This window comes from Paenibacillus pasadenensis DSM 19293, from assembly GCF_000422485.1.
Taxonomy (GTDB): domain Bacteria; phylum Bacillota; class Bacilli; order Paenibacillales; family Paenibacillaceae; genus Paenibacillus_O; species Paenibacillus_O pasadenensis.
In genome coordinates, this window is sequence record NZ_KE383855.1 from 39,428 (window position 1) to 57,295 (window position 17,868).

The following is a 17,868-nucleotide window of genomic DNA, read 5'->3' on the forward strand; positions in this document are numbered from 1 at the left end:
GATAGGACTACCCTCCCTGCACGAGACCTTCCAGATCCGGCTGCAGCTTTTTGCGCAGCGCATACAGCAGGATGGCTCCGACCAGGAATGCGGCCGCATCCGCGAAGACGAGCGACCAGACCACGCCATGGAAGCCATGCAGTCGGTCGGCGAAGTACAGCACGGGAATCAGGGTAATCCCCTGGATCACGGACATAATAAACGCTGCGGTTCCTTGCGCGGTCGCCTGGAAGATGCCGACGAACAGCGTGGTCAGGCCGGTGATGAACAGCGACAGGAACGTCACATGCAGGATGTAGCTGCCCATCTCGATCAGGTGCGGATCGTTCGTGAACCATCCGATCAGGTGGTCGGACACGAGGTAGACGATGACGCCGAACGAGGCGGCCAGCGCCAGGATCGTCTTGATCGTGAAGCCGATCGTCTGCTTCATGCGCCCTTTGTTCGCGGCGAATGAGAAGGCGATGAGCGGCACGACTCCTTCGCATAACCCCATCAGGATGAACTCGGGAAATTGCAGCAGCCGGGAGGAGATTCCGTAAGCGGCAACGGCCGGGTCGCCGTACTCCACGAGGTAATGGTTCAGGATGAGCGACATCGCCCCGAGGAAGACGCTCATGATGAAGACGGGAACGCCGATTTTGAATACGTTGGCCAGAATCTTTCGGCTCGCCTTGAACCAGCGGGCCGAGACGGTGAGGAACCGGCTCTTGACTCCGATATGATAGGCGTAGAACGCGCTCGCGACCCCGTTGGAAACGACGGTGGCGGACGCGACGCCGACTACGCCCCAGTCGAGCACGAAGACGGCGATCGCATCGAGCGCGATGTTGACGGCTACGCTCAGCATCATGCCGGCCATCGAGGTGACGGCCGCCCCCTCGGCGCGCACGATGTTCTCCAGCGTGAAGAACAGGACGACCAGCGGCGAGCCGATCAGCATGACCGTCACATAATCCTTGGTGAATCCGAAGGAATCCGGCGTCGCCCCGAGGCTATGGACGATCGGATCGATCAGCGGGAGGCCGATCGCCATGACGATCAGACCGAGGACGAGGCTGCTGTAAAAGGCGAAGGACGAGACCTGCTTCGCCTCGTCATAGCTCCTCTCGCCCAGCAGGCGGGAGATGAAGGTGCCGCTGCCCATCCCGATCAGGTTGCCCAGCGCCATGATGATCGCGAACAGCGGCAGCGTCAGCGCGAGCGCGGTCAGCATGGCCGTGTCGCGGAGCGTCCCGAGGAAGTAGGCGTTCAAGATGGAATAGATGACGCTCATCGACGTGCCGAGCATCATCGGGACGGCGAAGTGGGCGACGGCTTTGGCGATCGGGGCTTTCTCGAAATAGTGAAGGTTTTCTGCATCCATGCGGATCCCGGCTTTCTAGGTTTATTTTTTTGAGATCAATCTAACGGCGTTAGGTTGTGCCTTACAGTGTTAGATGATATCATGGCCTTATGAACCTGTAAAGCATAAACTTACACCGTTAGATAAAAGGCGGGTGCCAGATGAAAAAGCAGCAGCCTTCGATTTCGGAGGACAAGATTCTCGGGGCTTCTTGGGAGCTTCTCGGCGAGGAGGGCATCGAGAAGTTCAGCATGAGGCGGCTGGCCGAGCGGCTGGGCATTCAGGCGCCCTCGCTCTACTGGCATTTCAAGAGCAAGCAGCAGCTGTACCAGCGCCTGGCCAACCAGGTGTCGAAACGGATTCTGGAGGAGTTCCGCTCGGACGGGGACTGGAAGGAGCAGCTGGCGGCGCTGGCCGCCACGGTGCGGAGCGTGCTCGGCCGCTATCCCTGCTCGACGCAGCTCATGATGATGACGCTGCCCCACGAGCCGGACATCATCCGGTTCACCAACCGCATGCTGCTCTGCGTGGAAGAGACGCCGCTGGAGCAGGAGCAGAAGATGCAGGTCGTCACGACGCTGGTGAACTACGTCTTCTACTTCGTCCTGGACGACTATCAGCATGAGCGCAACGTCTCCGCCATCCTGAAGGACAAGGGAGCCGCTCCGGGCGACGAGATGGTCCGCCTGCTCGACTCCATGAACGATGCGGAAGCGGGACTGTTCCGACGGATGTTCACGAACGGGCTGTTCGAGCTGATGGGGACCGACCGCGCGTTCGAGTTCGGAGTGAAGCTCATTTTGCTCGGGATCGAGCAAGTCATGGAAGAGCAGGCGAAGCCATGAAGGCCGCATCCGGCAGGATCGACAAGCAACTGCGGCTGCGCGGCGAGCTGGTCGAGTGGATCGAGGCGATGCGCGAGTCGAGAAGACCGCGTTCATGGAGCCAGGCGGACCCGGAGGAAGCGGGACATGCGCGGAAGAAGCGGGTATAATAGCAGAAGGGCAAGCGGCACAGGCCCAGCAGAAGGAGCGAGCGCGCATGATCCAAATTACCATTCCAAAGCCAGACGTGACCCTATACAAGGAAAAGGATCCTCAGTCCAGCCATATTTACGGGTTTACGGATTTCCATCGGATCACCAGGGAAGAAGGCGGAATCTTCCTGTTCTACAACGACAAGGACGAGCTGCTGTTCGTCGGCAAGGCGCGGAAGCTGCGCCCCCGCATCAAGAAGCATTTCGAGGATGCTTCGTCCGTCATGAAGAACCATCGCAGCGAGGTCGCCAAGATCGAGGTGTGCCTGATCGAGGAGCCCATGCACCGGGAAATCTACGAGACGTACCTCATCAACCAGCTCAAGGCCAAGTACAACATCGAAAAGGTGTTCTATAAATAAGGACGGCAAAAAGGAAGGCCCCCCTCGGAGGGGGGCCTTCCACCGTTTTGCTGATTTTCAGCAAGCGCTTCGTTCATGTCAGGCTGCAGTGGATGACGGGCACGGGCCATGTCCCCGTAGCGGACCTGCGGCTCCCAGACAGCCATGCGGCCATGGATGAAAGTTTTTGTTTACATGTGCACACGGATGCATATAATTAAGGCAGGCGGTGAGAGGATGGGACTTGGCCACGATCCGAGCAGGTGCAAGAAGCTGATTGAAGACAATATCGATATTGAATTCTACCGAGCCGTTTTCGACCCGGTCCGAAGCGAGCTGCTGGTCTTCCTCTCCATCTACGGGGAGATGGCCATCGGGCAGATCGCCGAGCACTTTCCCCAGAACCGGTCCGTCATCTCTCGCCATCTGGACTACATGAACCGGTTCGATATCGTGCAGAGAAGGAAGGAAGGCCGGGAAATCTACTACAAAGCCAACCAGCACGTTGTCGTAGACAAGTTCGAGAAGACGGCGAGCAACATGAAAGCACTCCTGAACCTGCAGTCCTAGGGTGCTTTTCTTTTTGATCAATAGGTGCATATGTGTGCACAAAAACATGAAAAGAGGGACAACGAATGGAAAACCGTTCTCGAAAGTGGTGGGTTCTGATCATCGTCAGCCTGGCGGTGTTCATGGCCATGCTGGATCTCACCATCGTCAATGTCGCGCTGCCCGATATTCAACGAAGCTTCGCTTCCGATTTCTCGAGTTTGCAATGGGTGCTGAATGCTTATACGCTGGTTTATGCCGCCATGCTGCTGCCGATCTCCAAGCTGGGCGATGTCATAGGACGCAAAAAAGTCTTTCTGATGGGACTCGGCTTGTTTGTCATCGGCTCCTTGGCCAGCGGACTCGCGCCCAGCGATGTCTGGCTGAACCTGTTCCGAGGGTTGCAAGGCATCGGCGGCGCGGCGATGATGTCCCTGTCGCTGACCATCGTCACCGCTTCTTTCCCCGACAGGCAAAGGGGACTCGCGCTCGGCATCTGGAGCAGCGTGGTCGGTCTGGCGATCTCCGCCGGACCGCTTATCGGCGGCGCTCTGGTGGACAGCTGGGGCTGGCGATCGATCTTCCTGATCAATCTTCCGTTCGGCATCGCGGCTATTTGGGCAGGAATGTATTTCATTCAGGAGAGCGCTCGGAACCGCAAGGGGAAGATCGACTATCTGGGCTTCGCCTTCAGCACGGCGACGATCTTCACGATGGTGCTCGCCTTGATCCAGAAGGAAATGCACCCGGGTTATTCCTGGACAAACGGGCCTATCCTAGGCTTGTTCGGCGCATCGCTGCTCTTCTTCATCGCGTTTATCGTGACCGAGCGGAAAGTCGATCAGCCGATGATCGAATTGTCGATGTTCAAAAGCGCGTCGTTCAACGGCGCCAACATCGCGGCGTTCGCTTTGGGAGCGGGACTGTACGGGGGATTCACCTATCTCACGATTCTGATGCAGAATTATATGGGCTATTCCGCTTTTGAAACGGGAGCGAGGATGCTCTTGATCAGCGGATTCACCTTGGTGCTGGGGCCGGCGGCCGGAGTCCTATCCGGAAAAATCGGCAACCGGTGGCTGATCAGCGGAGCGCTGCTGATCGGGGCGATCGGAGTCCTTGTCATTCGCCAACGCATCCAGGTTCCGTTGGAATGGAGCCATCTTCTGGCGGGATTCATCCTTCTCGGCATCAGCAACGCTCTGGTCAATCCGCCCATCGCCAACGCCGCGATGAGCTCCGTCGACAAGAGCCAGGTCGGCATGGCGTCGGGCATGCTGAACGTCTTTCGGCAGGTCGGACTGTCCTTCGGCGTGGTCCTGCTCGGGATCAAGCTGACAGAAGGATATCGCGAGTCGCTGGGCAAGCAGGTTGCGAAGCTTCCGGACATCGACGTAGAATCAAAGAACAAGCTGCTCGAGCGGCTTCAGGAAGCGGGAGCTTTTGCCGGATCGCATCTTTTCGACCGCGGGCAAGCGGGGGCATTCCAGGCCCTGCCTGCTTTCCAGGACGCGAAGCCGATCGTGTTCCATGCGTTCAACGCCGGCATGAAAGAAGCGAGCCTGCTCATGGCCGTCTTCCTGCTGATCGGAACGGCGGCGAGCGCAGTTTTGATCCGCAAGCCCTCGCAGCGCGAGCAGGCTTTTGGGGATAAGCAGGAATCAACCGGTCGATCCTAACGCCTTGGTCAATCAGAATGGGAGGATATGTACATGACGCCTTATGAAAGAATGCACTCCGGCGGGCTCTACAACAGCGGGAACGAGGAGCTGCTGAGCGAGCAGCGCGAATGTCTGGAGCGGCTCTATGACTTCAATGCGACGCGTCCATCCGAGGGGGAGAAGCGCGCGCAGCTGATGAAGCGGATGTTCGCCGAGCTGGGCGAGGGCTGCTACATCGAGCCGCCGTTCCACGCCAACTGGGGCGGCAGGCACGTCCATTTCGGGAAGGGCGTCTATGCCAACTTCAACCTGACGATGGTGGACGACACCCATATCTATGTCGGAGATCACACGATGTTCGGTCCCAATGTCACGGTAGCGACGGCAGGCCATCCCATCGTGCCCCATCTTCGGGAGCAGGTGAGCCAGTTCAACCTGCCGGTCCGCATCGGCCGGAACGTGTGGGTCGGCGCCGGCGCGGTCATCCTCCCGGGAGTCGCGATCGGCGACAACACCGTCATCGGCGCCGGCAGCATCGTGACGAAGGACATCCCGGCGAACGTCGTTGCCGTCGGCAATCCGTGCCGCGTGCTCCGGGAGATCAACGACCGCGACAAGGAATTTTATTACAAGGACCGGAAGATCGACGCCTAGTGTGAGCCAGGCCGGAGGAAGACCCTATTAGGAGAGTGGATGCAATGGAATTCAGCGACGTCCTGCACGGACACCGATCGATCCGCCAGTATCAAGACCGCGAGGTGAGCCCGGAGCTGCTCGAGCAGATTCTGGACGCCGGCATCCGAGCCTCGTCCAGCGGCAACATGCAGTCCTATTCCATCATCGTCACGCGGGACAAGGAGCTGAGGCAGAAGCTGTACGCCGCCCACATGGAGCAGTCCATGGTCGTGGACGCCCCGGTGCTGCTGACCTTCTGCGCGGATTTCAACCGGATGCGGAAATGGCTGGCGATGAACGATGCGCCCGTCCATTTCGACAACTTCATGAGCTTCATGATCGGCGCCATCGACGCCACTCTGGCTTCGCAGAACTGTGCGCTGGCTGCGGAAAATGCCGGCCTCGGCCTCTGCTACATGGGCTCGACGCTGGCCAACTGCGACCAGATCGGCGAGCTGCTGAACCTCCCGCCGAATGTCGTGCCCGTCGTCGGGTACTCGCTGGGCTACCCGGCCGAGGATCCCGCCCGCCGCGACCGGCTGCCCCGGCATGGTCTCGTCCATGACGAGCAGTACCGGGACTACTCCGACGAGGACATCGTGGAGATTTACCGCGAGCGCAACGAAAAGGGCTGGAAGCGCTACATGGACGTTCCGAGCCTGAAGCGGATGACCGAGGAGATGGGACTGGAGAATCTCGCCCAGATCTACACCCGCGCGAAGTATACGAAGGAATCCCATTTGGAGTTTTCCCGGACAGTGCTGGATTACCTGGAGAAGCAGAACTTCATGAATCATCGGTAGGACGGCGCACGCCGGGCTGGAACTCGGAATCTCGCATGATGCCGTCCTCCCGGCATGGCGGGCGCTCGATTCCGGCCTTCCTTTTCGACGCATATCTATGCAGAAACGGGGAGTCGGTGGTATAGTGCTTATATAGTTAATTAACTTTACTAACTTAAAAGGAGGCTTAAGATGGCATACACTCCACAGTCGATGCGCACATCCAACGACAACGTCATTCTCGACGCTGTCATGGAGCGAGGAAGCCTGTCGCGCGCGGACATCAGCCGGTATACCGGGCTCAGCAAGCCTACGGTATCCGCTGCGGTCGAGCGTCTTATCGCTCGCCGGCTCGCGGTGGAGACGGGCCAGGCGGACAATGCGCAAGGCCGGAAAGCGACGCTTGTCAGCTTCAACGAGCGGGGGCATTACACCTGCGGCATCGACCTTGGAGCGACCCGGATCCGGATCGCCTTGTGCGATCTTAGCGGCAGGCTCCTCGGGTACGATGCCTGTCCGATGCCGGCGGACGCGACCGGCGAGGAGGCGCTCGCGCTCCTCAAGAGCAGGGCCGATTACCTGCTGTCCCTGAACGAAGTGACGTGGCAGCAGCTCAAGCATATTTGCGTCGGCGTGCCGGCAGTCGTGCTGCCGGACACAAGTCAGATCTCGCGCATCGTTGCGCCGCTCGCCGGTCTGCAGGAGTCGTTCGCTCTCGAATCGCTATCTGCGATATTCCCGTGCGAGGTCACGATCGAGAATGACGTCAATCTGGCCGCGCTCGGAGAACAAAAGCAAGGAGCCGCGCAGGGCGTGGGTCAATTTGCCTTTTTTTCGATCGGTGCGGGCACGGGCGGCGGGATCGTCGTTGACGGGCGCCTGTTGAAAGGCCATGACGGGCAAGCCGGCGAGTTCGCCGAGATGCTGCTGCCCGATGGCTCGCGGCTGGAGACGGCGTTGTCCGCGCAGGGCTTGATGACGCTCGCGGCGCGCGTGCTCGGCGAGCGGGACGACGAGGAAGCAAAGGCGCTTGCCCTTCATTTGTCGCCCGAAAAGCTGTTCTCGGCAGCAAGGCGAGGGGAAGCGGCGGCAGTGGAAACATTGGAGGCCTACGGCCGCCTGATCGCTTGGGCCGTTCATAATTTATGCGCCGTGCTGGCTCCTGAGATGGTCGTGCTTGGCGGCGGTATCGGGGGCAGGGGCGATCTGCTGCTGCCGATCTTGCATCGCCATCAGGCGGAGGGGCTGGCGAGGGGAACGAGGCTGGTCGCCTCCGGGCTGGGCGATCGGGCGGTCGTTATTGGCGCGTCGCTCTTGGCGCGGGAACGAGCGGTTGAATCGCTTCGTCTGGAGTTGTAATCGAACTAAGGGGGGAGGGCGATCCATGAGTACATTGGGCAAGGGAACGTTGGGGCAGGCAGAGGGGGAATGGCTTGCCGGCATCGATGTTGGAGGGACGAAGACGCTGATGATGCTGTCTCCGATCGCTTCCGGGGGGCCGACGATTCAACGCAAGATCGGAACCCGTACGAGCGGCTCGCCGGCGGAATTCATCGATTGGCTGTTCGCGGAATTAAAGCAGTTCGGAGAGGATTCGGGCATTCCCTATGCGCGCTTGGTCGGGGTCGGCATCGGATTCCCGGGCATCATCCAGGATGCGCGAGGCATCCTGCTGAACGCGCCGGCATTCCATTGGCCGCAGCTGGATATCCGGCCGCTGATACGCAAAGTCTACGCCGGCCGGATCTATCTGGACAATGACGTCAATCTGGCGGCGATCGGCGAGCATGCCGAAGGAGCGGCGCAGGGCTGCGACGACTTCGCGATGATCACGGTAGGGACGGGCATCGGCTGCGCGCTGTTTTTAGACGGCCGCCTATACGGCGGACACGAGGGCGGGGCGGGCGAGATCGGGCATCTGATCGTCGGCGATGCCGGACTCGAAGGCCGCGCAGGCTCCGATCCGAACGAGTTCGGCGTGCTCGAGCAGATGGCTTCGGGTACAGGCATAGCGCTTCAGGCCCGCAGGAGATTCTCCGAGCATGACGCCGATCCCTCTTCGGCTGTGCTCGAGCTGGCCGGGGGCGACCAGGCGCGCATCGAGGCCAGGCATGTGCTGGAGGCCGCCAAGGACGATGACCCTGAAGCCCTTCGCGTCATGGACAGGGCGCTAGGCTATATGGCCCGCTGCATCGCGAATATTGTCGGCCTGCTCAATCCGGCGTTGGTCATCCTCGGCGGAGGCGTGGCGGCCGCCGACCCGGATTATTATCTCGGCGGCATTGCCGAGCGGCTCGCCGGGCTTACGGCTGTGCCGGTAGCGCTCGCGCCTGCCCGCCTTGGCAACGAGGCTGGCGCAACGGGCGCGCTCGTCGCCGTCCGAGCCAAGCTGTCTGCACGCTGATTGACCGGCGCGCTAGCAAGAGCCGGATTCTGAGCCAACGGATGGAGTGGAGTTTAGGATGGGAAGCCTGCTAGCACCGGCTCGCCAAACAAAGATACGAGCCGATAAAAAAGCCAGAATCGTCTTGCTCAAGCTTCAGGGACTTTATCTGTTCATGGGGCTGGCCGGAGGGATCTTCAACCCTTACGTGAATCCACTACTCGTGAAACAGGGCTTTTCGAGCCAAGAAACCGGCCTCGTCATGGCCTTCGGCACACTCGTTTCGATTGTGCTGCAGCCGGCATGGGGGATGCTGGCGGACCGGTTCAAAATGACGCGATCGATTCTGATCGTCAGTCTTCTTGTCCCTTCGTTCGCCGCTTATTTCTATAATATCAAGTTGTATCTCTTCCTTATATTCATTTATACTCTTTGCACGATATTTCAAGTGACGCAGTATCCGGTAGCGGATTCCTATGCCGTAACCGCCGCGCGGGAAGCCCGCACCTCCTACGGCGTCATTCGGTTATTCGGAAGCATCGGCACCGGAGTAGGCGGTTATGCAGCGGGTCTGTATTTGTCGCAGTTCTCGATCCATATGCTGTGGCTGCCCTTTCTGGCGTTCAACGCGCTCAGCGCCGTTCTGGCCGCTGCGCTTCCGAGCCGGACCGACGTATCCGGGAGCTCGACCGCTTTTACCGCCGGACTGTGGGAGCTGCTTCGCAACCGGTCGTTTGCTTTGTTTTTGCTGGGCTGCTTTCTGGTCAATCAGACGCTTACCGCGTTCAATTCCTTTTTTGTCCTGTCCTTTCAGGCTGTGGGAGGCTCCTACGCGCTGACCGGCATCGGTCTGCTTCTCGCCTCGACGACGAACGTGCCCTCGATGCTGATGGCTTCATCCGTGCTGAGGAAGTGGGGATTCGAGCGTACGCTGCTTATCGCCTCGGTTGCGTATATGCTGCGTTGGGGAATTCAGTGGATATGGCCGACTCCCGGGGTGATGATCGGCGTGCAGGTGCTGCACGGCTTGTCCTTCGGCTTGTTCTATATCGCGGCGGTCGAGTACGTAGCCGCGATGACGAGCGCGGAGTCGCAAGCGACCGGGCAGAGCTTGTTCAATATGGTGTTCATGGGTCTTGGCGGCATTATAGGGAACATGCTGAACGGCTATCTGATGGACGCGGGAGGTCCGACGGCGATGTTCCTTGCCTGTACGATCAGCGCAGGGCTTGGCTCAGCCGTGTTGCATGCCGTCAGCAGGCGCGCGCGACGCAGCGGAGCGTACAGCTAGAGGATCGCGGAGGGAGGAGAGTTGAAGTTGAACATGAAGCGGAATTGGTACGCCCGGATGCTCTATTCGTATTTCCCTCTGTTCCTGCTGACCATCTCCGTCCTCGTCTTCCTGACTTTCTTGATTGTGAACGAGCTCTCGCGCAAGGAAACGCAAAAGGCCGATCTTGTTTCTACCCGCTATATCGCAGACACGATCGACCGGACGTTGGGCGATATCGAGCTGCGGCTGCTCGAAGAGATCGCTTCGGCCAAGCTGTACAATGATTTTCTCGAGCCGGGACCGGAGCAGCAGACCATTTCGTTTATCTATGATGCGGCAAGCGGACTTCGGAAAATGGTCGACCGTCAGGACAAGATCGCTTCGGTCTATCTCTATCGGGCCGCCGATTCCGAGGTGCTGACTACGAGAGGGATGACGTCGCTGATGGGCTTTGGAGACGCGGAGTACATCACCGAGTCTCTTCAGCGCCGCGGCGAGACCGGTTGGAGCGCCCCTCGCGACTACAAGGAAAGGTCGAGCGATTCGGCCGAAAAGGTCATCAGCATGAACAAGTGGCTGCCGTTGCCGTTCGGAGGGGAGGGGCTGCTCGTCGTCTCCGTGCGCATGTATGCGATTGAGCAGCAGATCGACAGCATGACGAATGATCAGCTGTCGTTCCTGAGACTATGGGATGATGAGCGCAATCTGCTGTACGTGGCCCACGGGCGCGAAGGCCTCAAGGGCCACACCTTGAACCGGCTCCGTTCCGAGAAGAGCGGGTGGACGTTCGAGAGCGGCATTCAATCCGGACAACTGTATGCTTGGGTATCGCTGATCTCTTATGTCTGGATCGGAATCGGCCTGCTGACCATCGTCGGCGCCATCATCGGCCTGCTCTACATCACGAAACGCAACTATCGCCCGATCCAGCTGATCCTGAACCGGATCCAGTCGATGCAGCTGCGCCCGGACGAGAACGAAGCCGCATCGTCCGTCAAGGACGAGCTGATGATCATCGATCGGGCGCTGGAGCGACTGATCTCGCAGACTGTCGACTACGAGCAGCGGCATCATGAGAATCTGCTCGTCCAGCGCAGGCAGCTGCTGCTTGATATCGTGGAGAGCGGGGAATCCAATTCGGCGCGAGCACGGCTGGGCCAGCTGATGCCGCTCGAAGAAGCGTACCTGGAGCCGCGCAGCCTGACGGTCATGATCGCCGAGTTGAACGGCGACGATCTGAAGCCGGATCAAAGCTTGTTGAAGCTGGCCATCATGAACGTCGTGAGCGAGATGGCGAACGGCGAGCAGATGGGCGGTTGGGCGGAATGGTTCAGCGGTCGGCGTCTCGTCGCCGCTATCGCTTCCGTCAACGAGGAGGCGCCCAGTCGGGAGAAGCTGTCGGAGCTGGCGAGGCAAGTGCGCGAATGGATTATCGAGCACTTCGGACTCTCGTTCACAGTGGCCGTCGGCCATACGGCTCCGAGCTGGGATGGCGCGGCCGGCTCCTACGCCGATGCGAATTCCGCCTTGCAGCGCAAGCTCACGACCGGTCGAGACATCCTGCTGATCGAGCGGATGCCCGGGGGCTCGGAGCTGCACGCGCATCCGTACCTGCAGCTGTTCGCGGATTTCGTCCGCGAATTCCGCTTGACGAGCGATAGCTGGCGGGAGCGGCTTGATGAGCTGTTCGCGGCGTTCGGCTCCGACCAGCTGAGGGATACCGAGATCCGCATGCTGCTGCAGGCGCTGATCCAGATGCTGGCCCGCGAATTCGGCGACCTGTCCGAGCGCCTGCACAGCCAGTTTGCCAAGGAAGTTCTCGCCCGTATGCTTGGAGAGATTCAACGGGCGGCGACGATGGCCGATGTGCAGGCTATTCTTCAGGAGTGGCTGAAGGAAGTGTACCGCAATTATGTGGCCATCAACGAGATGAAGAGCCACCGAGCGATGATCAGCGAAATGAGGACTTATATCGAAGAGAACTTCGATAACCCGGATTTATCGCTGAAGAGCCTTAGCGATCGGTTTCAGATTTCCGGCAAGTATGCCAGCTATCTGTTTAAGGAAGAATACAACATGAAGTTCGTGGACTTCCTTCTCCAACTGCGCGTCGAGCGGGCGTGCCGGCTGCTCGTAACGACCGACTGGACAGTGCAGGACATCGCGCTGAAGGTCGGCTATGCCAACTCGATTTCCTTTGGCCGCGTGTTCAAGCGGGTTACGGGAGTTACTCCCGGCGAATATCGCAAGAAGAAAGGACGGAGCGAATAAACCGAATGTCGTTCGTCCCGGCTGCGCAGCGCCCAGCCGCCCGTGAGGGCGGTTTTTTTGCGTACCGGCAAGGAAATCAGGACAGCTCAGCTTGAGCTTTCCCGATGACTTTCCCGATGAATGGATATGAAAATCGTTTAAGGCTTCGCGATTCCTGTTTATATGTTAGGTTTTATAACCATTTCCTCCGATGAAAAGCCATATGAAAATCGTTTATTGAGCAAACAAAAAAAGAGATGTAATAATTAGTGACATCCCGAGGCGCCGCTAGGCGGAGCTTGCGGGAGACGACTATCCATAGCAGGAGAGGGGAAGAGTCAAGATGAAATGGCTGCATAAAAGATCTGCAGGCAAGGCGCTGGCCGCAGCAACGGCGCTGACGCTGCTGTTGTCCGCCTGTTCTTCCGGAGACGATTCGTCATCCGGTTCCACAGGTTCCGCAGATGCCGGCTCGACGAAGAGGACAAAATTAAAAGTGGAGATCTTCGATCGCGGCAATACGCCGTCCGGCTACACGATCTCCGACAGCTACCTGACGCGGCTCGTGCAAGAGCGCTTCGGCGATCCGAACCATATCGACGTCGAGTTCGTGCCGGTCCCACGTTCCGAAGAGGTGCAGAAGCTGAACGTGCTCATGGCGAGCGGCTCGGAAGTTCCCGACATCGTTTTTACCTACGACTCGGGAACCTTCAACCGTTATGCGGAGCAAGGCGGCCTGACGGAGCTCTCTTCCCTTCTCGACCAATTCGGTCCGAATCTTAAAGCGTTTCTGGGCGAGGATACGCTGGCTTACGGTCAATACAAGGGCAAGCAGCTGGCCGTGCCCGGACGCCGTCTGGTGCTCGGCAAGTACGCCTCGTATATCCGCCAGGACTGGCTGGACAAGCTCGGCCTCCCCGCCCCGACTAACGCCGACGAGCTCTATGCGACGCTGAAGGCGTTCAAGGAAAAGGATCCAGGCGGCGTAGGCAGCAGCATCGTGCCGTTCGGCATGTCGATCGCCTCCGCTCAGTACGAGCCGCTCATCTGGTCGTTCATCAAGCCGCTGACCGAAGAACAGCGCTATACCCTGACCCAGCAGCTCGGTTCAAACGACTATCCGACCTTGCTGCCCGGCTTCAAGGACGCGCTTCAGTATATGAATAAGCTGTACAACGAAGGACTGATCAGCAAGGACTTCGGCCTGGACAAGGATAAGAAGAAGCTGTGGGAAGACATGCAGAGCGGCAAGGTCGGATTCTACAGCGAAGATGCGGGAGAGCTGTACTTCGTCGCCAACGGCTCCTACAAGAACTTGCAGACGAACGTGCCGGGCGCCGTCATGACTCCGATCGACGCCTTCAAGAACAGCGAAGGCAAATTCGCCAAGCCGGCCTATGCGCCTAACGCCATGTACGTCATGATTCCGAAGTCCAGCCAGAACGCGGAGGCAGCGGTCAAGTATCTGGATTGGATGGCTTCCGGCAAGAACCTCTTCGACATCCAGTTCGGCGTAGAGAACGAGAACTATACGATGGTCGACGGCGTGCCGGTCGTCAAGGAAGACGCCACCAAGGAAGCAAGCGACCGCATCTACAACTTCGGCGATATCGGGATCATCGTCAACGGCAAATACGCGGGCAGCGACGAGAAGAACGAAGCGGCCTACATCGCGCAGACGCCGAAGGAATATCAGGCCGACATGCGCAAGTCCGTCGAGATTTCGAACACCGACACGATCGCGCCGGTTCGGTTCGATCATCCGATCGAAGCCGAAGCCAAGTATGGCAGCAGCCTGAGCGACAAGTTCCAGGAATTCATCGTCAAGGCGACCATCGTCAAGCCGGCCAGCTTCGAGAGCGTGTACGAGAGCATGATGAAGGATTATATGGCGAGCGGCGGTCAGGCGATCCTGGACGAACGTACGGCAGCCTACAAGGAAATGTCCGGCAAGTAATCGTGTCATGCATGATTCAAACTACGTCGCCGTCCGCACGGATGCACGCCGATCCTGCGGACGCCGGCCCGTTTGAGAGGAGGATCCGCAGGTGGTATATATCCGAAGGTACTGGCAGCTGTACGCGCTGCTCCTATTGCCGATGGCTTACTTTTTGATTTTTCGCTACGGCCCGATGTACGGGACGCAGATCGCGTTCAAAGACTTCAATTTCTTCCAGGGAATATCCGGAAGTCCATGGATCGGCCTCGACGCCTTCCGCGAAGTGTTTGCGAACCGGGATTTCTTCGATGCGCTTCGCAACACGCTGATGCTTAACCTGCTCGATCTGGCCGTCTCCTTCCCGGCCCCGCTCCTTCTCGCGGTCATGCTGTACGAGATGCGCTCCGCCTGGTTCAAAAAGCTGGCGCAGACCGTATTATATGTCCCGCATTTCATCTCCTGGGTCATTATCGGCGGCATCGTGCTTCAGGTATTCGGCACGCAATCCGGGTTCATCAACAATATGCTGACGGGGCTGGGCTTCGACGCAGTGCCGTTCCTGTCGGACAAGAACTACTGGCTGATCACCTATCTCGCGGTCGGCGTCTGGCAGAGCGCGGGCTGGGGGACGATCCTGTACCTGGCTGCCATGATGGGCATCAACCGCGAGCTGTTCGAGGCGGCCGAGGTCGACGGCGCCAGCCGCATGCGCCGGATCTGGCATATCACGCTGCCCGGCATCAAGCCGACGGTCGTAACCCTCCTCATCATCAATTTAGGCAACATGGTCTCGATCGGTTTCGACCGGCCGTTCATCATCGGCAACGTTGCCGTCCGCGATTATTCGGACGTGCTCAGTACATTCGTTTACCGCGTCGGCCTCCAATCCGGGCAGATCACGCTCGCGACGGCAGTCGGCCTGTTCCAGGCGGTCGTCGGCCTGATCTTTCTGCTCGGAGCGAACTACGCTTCTCGCAAATTAACGGACGAGAGCATTCTCTGACCGTCCCGCAGACATAAGGAAAGGGGTCGTATTATAGTGGAACGCTCGCCTGGGCGGTTGTTCGATGCCGTCAACTATGTTCTCGTGCTGCTCGCGATCGTCGTATGCCTCGCTCCCTTCATTCATATCATCGCGATCTCGCTCAGCTCGGGCCGGGCGATCGGATCGGGCGAAGTCTCGTTCCTGCCCGTCGAGCTTACGTTCGAGGCGTACGTCAAGGTCTTTTCCGATCCATCCATGATTTCCTCGCTCGGCTTTACGGTTTTCTTGACGCTTCTCAGCACCGTTCTAAGCATGGCCGCGACGATCGCGGTCGCTTATCCGCTCTCGAAGCGCGCGCTCAAGGGCCGCAGATGGCTCATGCTCGTCATCGTCATTACGATGTTCTTCAGCGGGGGCATGATTCCCGAGTACATGCTCGTTCGCAATCTGCACCTGCTTGACGAGATTTGGGCGCTGGTGCTGCCTGCTCTTGTCAGTCCGTTCTACATGATCATTCTGATCTCGTTCTTCCGCGGCATCCCGGACAGTCTTGAGGAGGCCGCCGACATCGACGGCAGCACGCAGCTCGGGACGCTGGTGCGCATCATCCTGCCGTTGTCGCTGCCGGTTTTGGCCACGCTGAGCCTGTTCTATGCGGTAGGCCGATGGAACGGCTTTCAAGATGCGCTCATGTACATCACCAAGCCGGATTTGTATCCGCTTCAGCTGAAGCTTTACCAGATGATCCAGCAGAACCAGGTATCCGAGCTGATGCAAAACGAAGGCGTCGGCGCCGTCAAGATGCTGCCGGAGAGCTTGAAGGCCGCCAGCGTGATCTTCTCTTCGATTCCGATTCTGCTCGTCTACCCGTGGCTTCAACGCTATTTCGTGAGCGGGGTCATGGTCGGAGCGGTCAAGGGGTGACGGAGGATGGGAGATGACGCCACTAATCGCTTGGGCCGGGAGCAGGGGATGACGGAGCGCCAGCGGTTCTTGATCACGCAGTCCATGGCTCTCATGGATGGAGCGTACGATGAGCAGGCCAGGCTCATTCGCAGCTATGAGGAGCCGGAACGGCAAGACACCCGCGGCAGCGCGCATTATGCGCTTGGATTGCTGCTGCGCGACGAGGGGCAGGATCGGGAGCGGGCTTGCGCCGTGATCGGACGCGTTCTGGATCTGCAGTTCGATTATCCCGGGGAGATCTACCATGGGACGTTCCGGACGTCGCCGCAAGCGCCGCATCCGCCTGTCGGCGGCTACCCGTGGCAGCGGTTCGCTCCGGGCACCGCCTATTATCTGGACCGGACGCTGGAGGCGATCGCCGGCAAGCTCGCGGCGGCCGAGGCGGCTGATCCACGCAAGATGAAGCGTCTGTTCAAGTCGGCCGTATCCGAGGTGCTGCCTCCGGTATGGGATAGCTACGACCCGAACTGGCGGGAGTTCATCGCCAGCGCCTTTGCCGTGATCCTGTCCTTGTTCGAGGAGAAGCTGCCGCCCGACCTCGTCCGCCGCATGGACGAATCGATGGCGCGCGCGGTGCAGGGATCGATCGACCGCCGGCTGTCCGATGCGGTTCCGATGAATACCAACATTGAGCTGATGCATATTTTCATCACGCATTGCTACGGCTACAGGCTCGGGGAGACCGGATGGATTTCCCATGCGTACGCCCAGGCCGAAAGCTTTCTTGAACGGCATCGCGAATTCGGCACCTTCGCCGAGTTCAACACGACGACCTATTACGGCGTTGACTTGACCGTGCTGGGCCTATGGCGCCGGTTCGGCCGCAGCGATCGTCTGCTGCAGATCGGCCGCGAGCTTGAACGAGGACTGTGGGAGAACATGGCTCTTTATTACAACGCGAATCTTGAAAATCTGTGCGGGCCTTACGCCCGCGCCTACGATATGGAGATGCAGGAGCACAGCTCGATAGGCGTCTTCGTGTATTTGCTGCTTGGCGAGGGCTACGAGCATCTGACTCGCGTCAATTGCGAGACTTGCCATGACGTGATGATCGCTCTCGTCGGCGTTGACGCGCCAAGCGAGGTGATTCCGTACTTCGTCTCGCACCAGGGCGACCGGATGGTGAGGAAGCGGTTCGTCGAGCTGTGCGAGCGCGACGATCCGCAAGCGAATACGAATCTGTGCACGGCCAAAGCCTGGATCGGCGCGGACCGAATGATCGGAGCGATGTCGGGAAGCCGCAACACGAACGGCCAGCTGCATCCGGCGACGATGCACTGGCGGGACGAGAGGGGAGGCCGGTATACGATGCGCCTCCTTCGCCGAGAGGCGGGGGAGGGCTGGAATGCTCATCTTCGCGGCATTGCGTTCGAAGTCGACGCAACGCCGGATTCGCTGGAAATCGACGTGCGGCTCGAGGCGGACGTGCCGATCGACGTCTTCTTCGAAATCCGCGGCCCGGCGCTTCAAGAAGCTGTGATCGAGCCGACGCGCTGGCGGCTGCCGGGATTGGACTGCCGTGTCGAGGCCGATGCTCCCAAGCCGGACGTCGCGCTGTCCGAAGGCGTGGCCGAGGTCTCTTACCGCTATAGCCCATCTGCTGCAGACGGCGCGACGATGAAGTTCACGCTTCGCTTCGACTGAAGGCGGAGGGCGGCTTCGCTTCATAGAAGAGAGGAGGGC

The 17,868-nt window shown here is 59.4% G+C and carries 16 protein-coding genes; 15 read left to right on the forward strand and 1 reads right to left on the reverse strand.

Translation table 11 applies throughout. The features are described 5' to 3' along the window. Positions 1-7: 7 nt before the first annotated feature. Positions 8-1,366: an MATE family efflux transporter gene (locus tag H582_RS0121265; protein WP_028600149.1), complete on the reverse strand. Its 1,359-nt coding sequence runs from the start codon at positions 1,364-1,366 to the stop codon at positions 8-10. Positions 1,367-1,506: 140 nt separating this feature from the next. Between H582_RS0121265 and H582_RS0121270 the strand changes: the two genes are divergently transcribed. The 15 genes from H582_RS0121270 (at position 1,507) to H582_RS0121340 (ending at position 17,829) form a co-directional block, all read left to right on the forward strand. Next, positions 1,507-2,190, forward strand: a complete 684-nt coding sequence (locus H582_RS0121270; RefSeq protein WP_028600150.1) for a TetR/AcrR family transcriptional regulator — start codon at positions 1,507-1,509, stop codon at positions 2,188-2,190. Continuing rightward, positions 2,187-2,339 (forward strand): hypothetical protein, encoded by a 153-nt coding sequence (locus H582_RS32195; RefSeq protein WP_153784580.1) that lies wholly within the window; start codon positions 2,187-2,189, stop codon positions 2,337-2,339. The genes H582_RS0121270 and H582_RS32195 overlap by 4 nt, the downstream gene beginning before the upstream one ends. Before the next feature lie 47 nt (positions 2,340-2,386). After that, a complete protein-coding gene (locus H582_RS0121280) occupies positions 2,387-2,743 on the forward strand; it encodes a nucleotide excision repair endonuclease (protein WP_028600151.1) in 357 nt (118 codons plus the stop codon). A 216-nt stretch (positions 2,744-2,959) separates the two neighbouring features. Next, positions 2,960-3,292, forward strand: coding sequence for an ArsR/SmtB family transcription factor (locus tag H582_RS0121285; RefSeq protein ID WP_028600152.1), 333 nt, complete (start codon positions 2,960-2,962; stop codon positions 3,290-3,292). Between the two features lie 65 nt (positions 3,293-3,357). Then, on the forward strand, positions 3,358-4,950 hold the full coding sequence (locus H582_RS28870; protein ID WP_052333512.1) for an MFS transporter: 1,593 nt from the start codon (positions 3,358-3,360) through the stop codon (positions 4,948-4,950). Between the two features lie 33 nt (positions 4,951-4,983). Continuing rightward, positions 4,984-5,586 (forward strand): sugar O-acetyltransferase, encoded by a 603-nt coding sequence (locus H582_RS0121295; protein WP_028600153.1) that lies wholly within the window; start codon positions 4,984-4,986, stop codon positions 5,584-5,586. A 44-nt stretch (positions 5,587-5,630) separates the two neighbouring features. Continuing rightward, positions 5,631-6,410 (forward strand): nitroreductase family protein, encoded by a 780-nt coding sequence (locus tag H582_RS0121300; RefSeq protein WP_028600154.1) that lies wholly within the window; start codon positions 5,631-5,633, stop codon positions 6,408-6,410. A 171-nt stretch (positions 6,411-6,581) separates the two neighbouring features. Beyond that, positions 6,582-7,748, forward strand: a complete 1,167-nt coding sequence (locus H582_RS0121305; protein WP_028600155.1) for an ROK family transcriptional regulator — start codon at positions 6,582-6,584, stop codon at positions 7,746-7,748. A 25-nt stretch (positions 7,749-7,773) separates the two neighbouring features. Further along, entirely contained in the window at positions 7,774-8,793 is a 1,020-nt protein-coding gene (locus H582_RS0121310) for an ROK family protein (protein WP_043111722.1), read from the forward strand. 58 nt (positions 8,794-8,851) lie between these two features. After that, positions 8,852-10,063, forward strand: coding sequence for an MFS transporter (locus H582_RS0121315; RefSeq protein ID WP_084137507.1), 1,212 nt, complete (start codon positions 8,852-8,854; stop codon positions 10,061-10,063). Between the two features lie 33 nt (positions 10,064-10,096). After that, positions 10,097-12,316, forward strand: coding sequence for a helix-turn-helix domain-containing protein (locus H582_RS0121320; protein WP_028600158.1), 2,220 nt, complete (start codon positions 10,097-10,099; stop codon positions 12,314-12,316). 322 nt (positions 12,317-12,638) lie between these two features. Further along, the gene (locus H582_RS0121325; RefSeq protein WP_052333514.1) at positions 12,639-14,252 is read left to right on the forward strand and encodes an extracellular solute-binding protein; all 1,614 of its coding nucleotides are present in this window, start codon (positions 12,639-12,641) and stop codon (positions 14,250-14,252) included. Between the two features lie 142 nt (positions 14,253-14,394). Then, positions 14,395-15,237, forward strand: a complete 843-nt coding sequence (locus H582_RS0121330) for an ABC transporter permease (protein WP_052333529.1) — start codon at positions 14,395-14,397, stop codon at positions 15,235-15,237. Between the two features lie 33 nt (positions 15,238-15,270). Continuing rightward, the gene (locus H582_RS0121335) at positions 15,271-16,143 is read left to right on the forward strand and encodes a carbohydrate ABC transporter permease (protein WP_028600161.1); all 873 of its coding nucleotides are present in this window, start codon (positions 15,271-15,273) and stop codon (positions 16,141-16,143) included. A gap of 48 nt (positions 16,144-16,191) precedes the next feature. Next, complete coding sequence (locus tag H582_RS0121340; protein WP_043111734.1) at positions 16,192-17,829, forward strand: hypothetical protein; 1,638 nt, start codon at positions 16,192-16,194, stop codon at positions 17,827-17,829. The last annotated feature ends 39 nt before the right edge of the window (positions 17,830-17,868 follow it).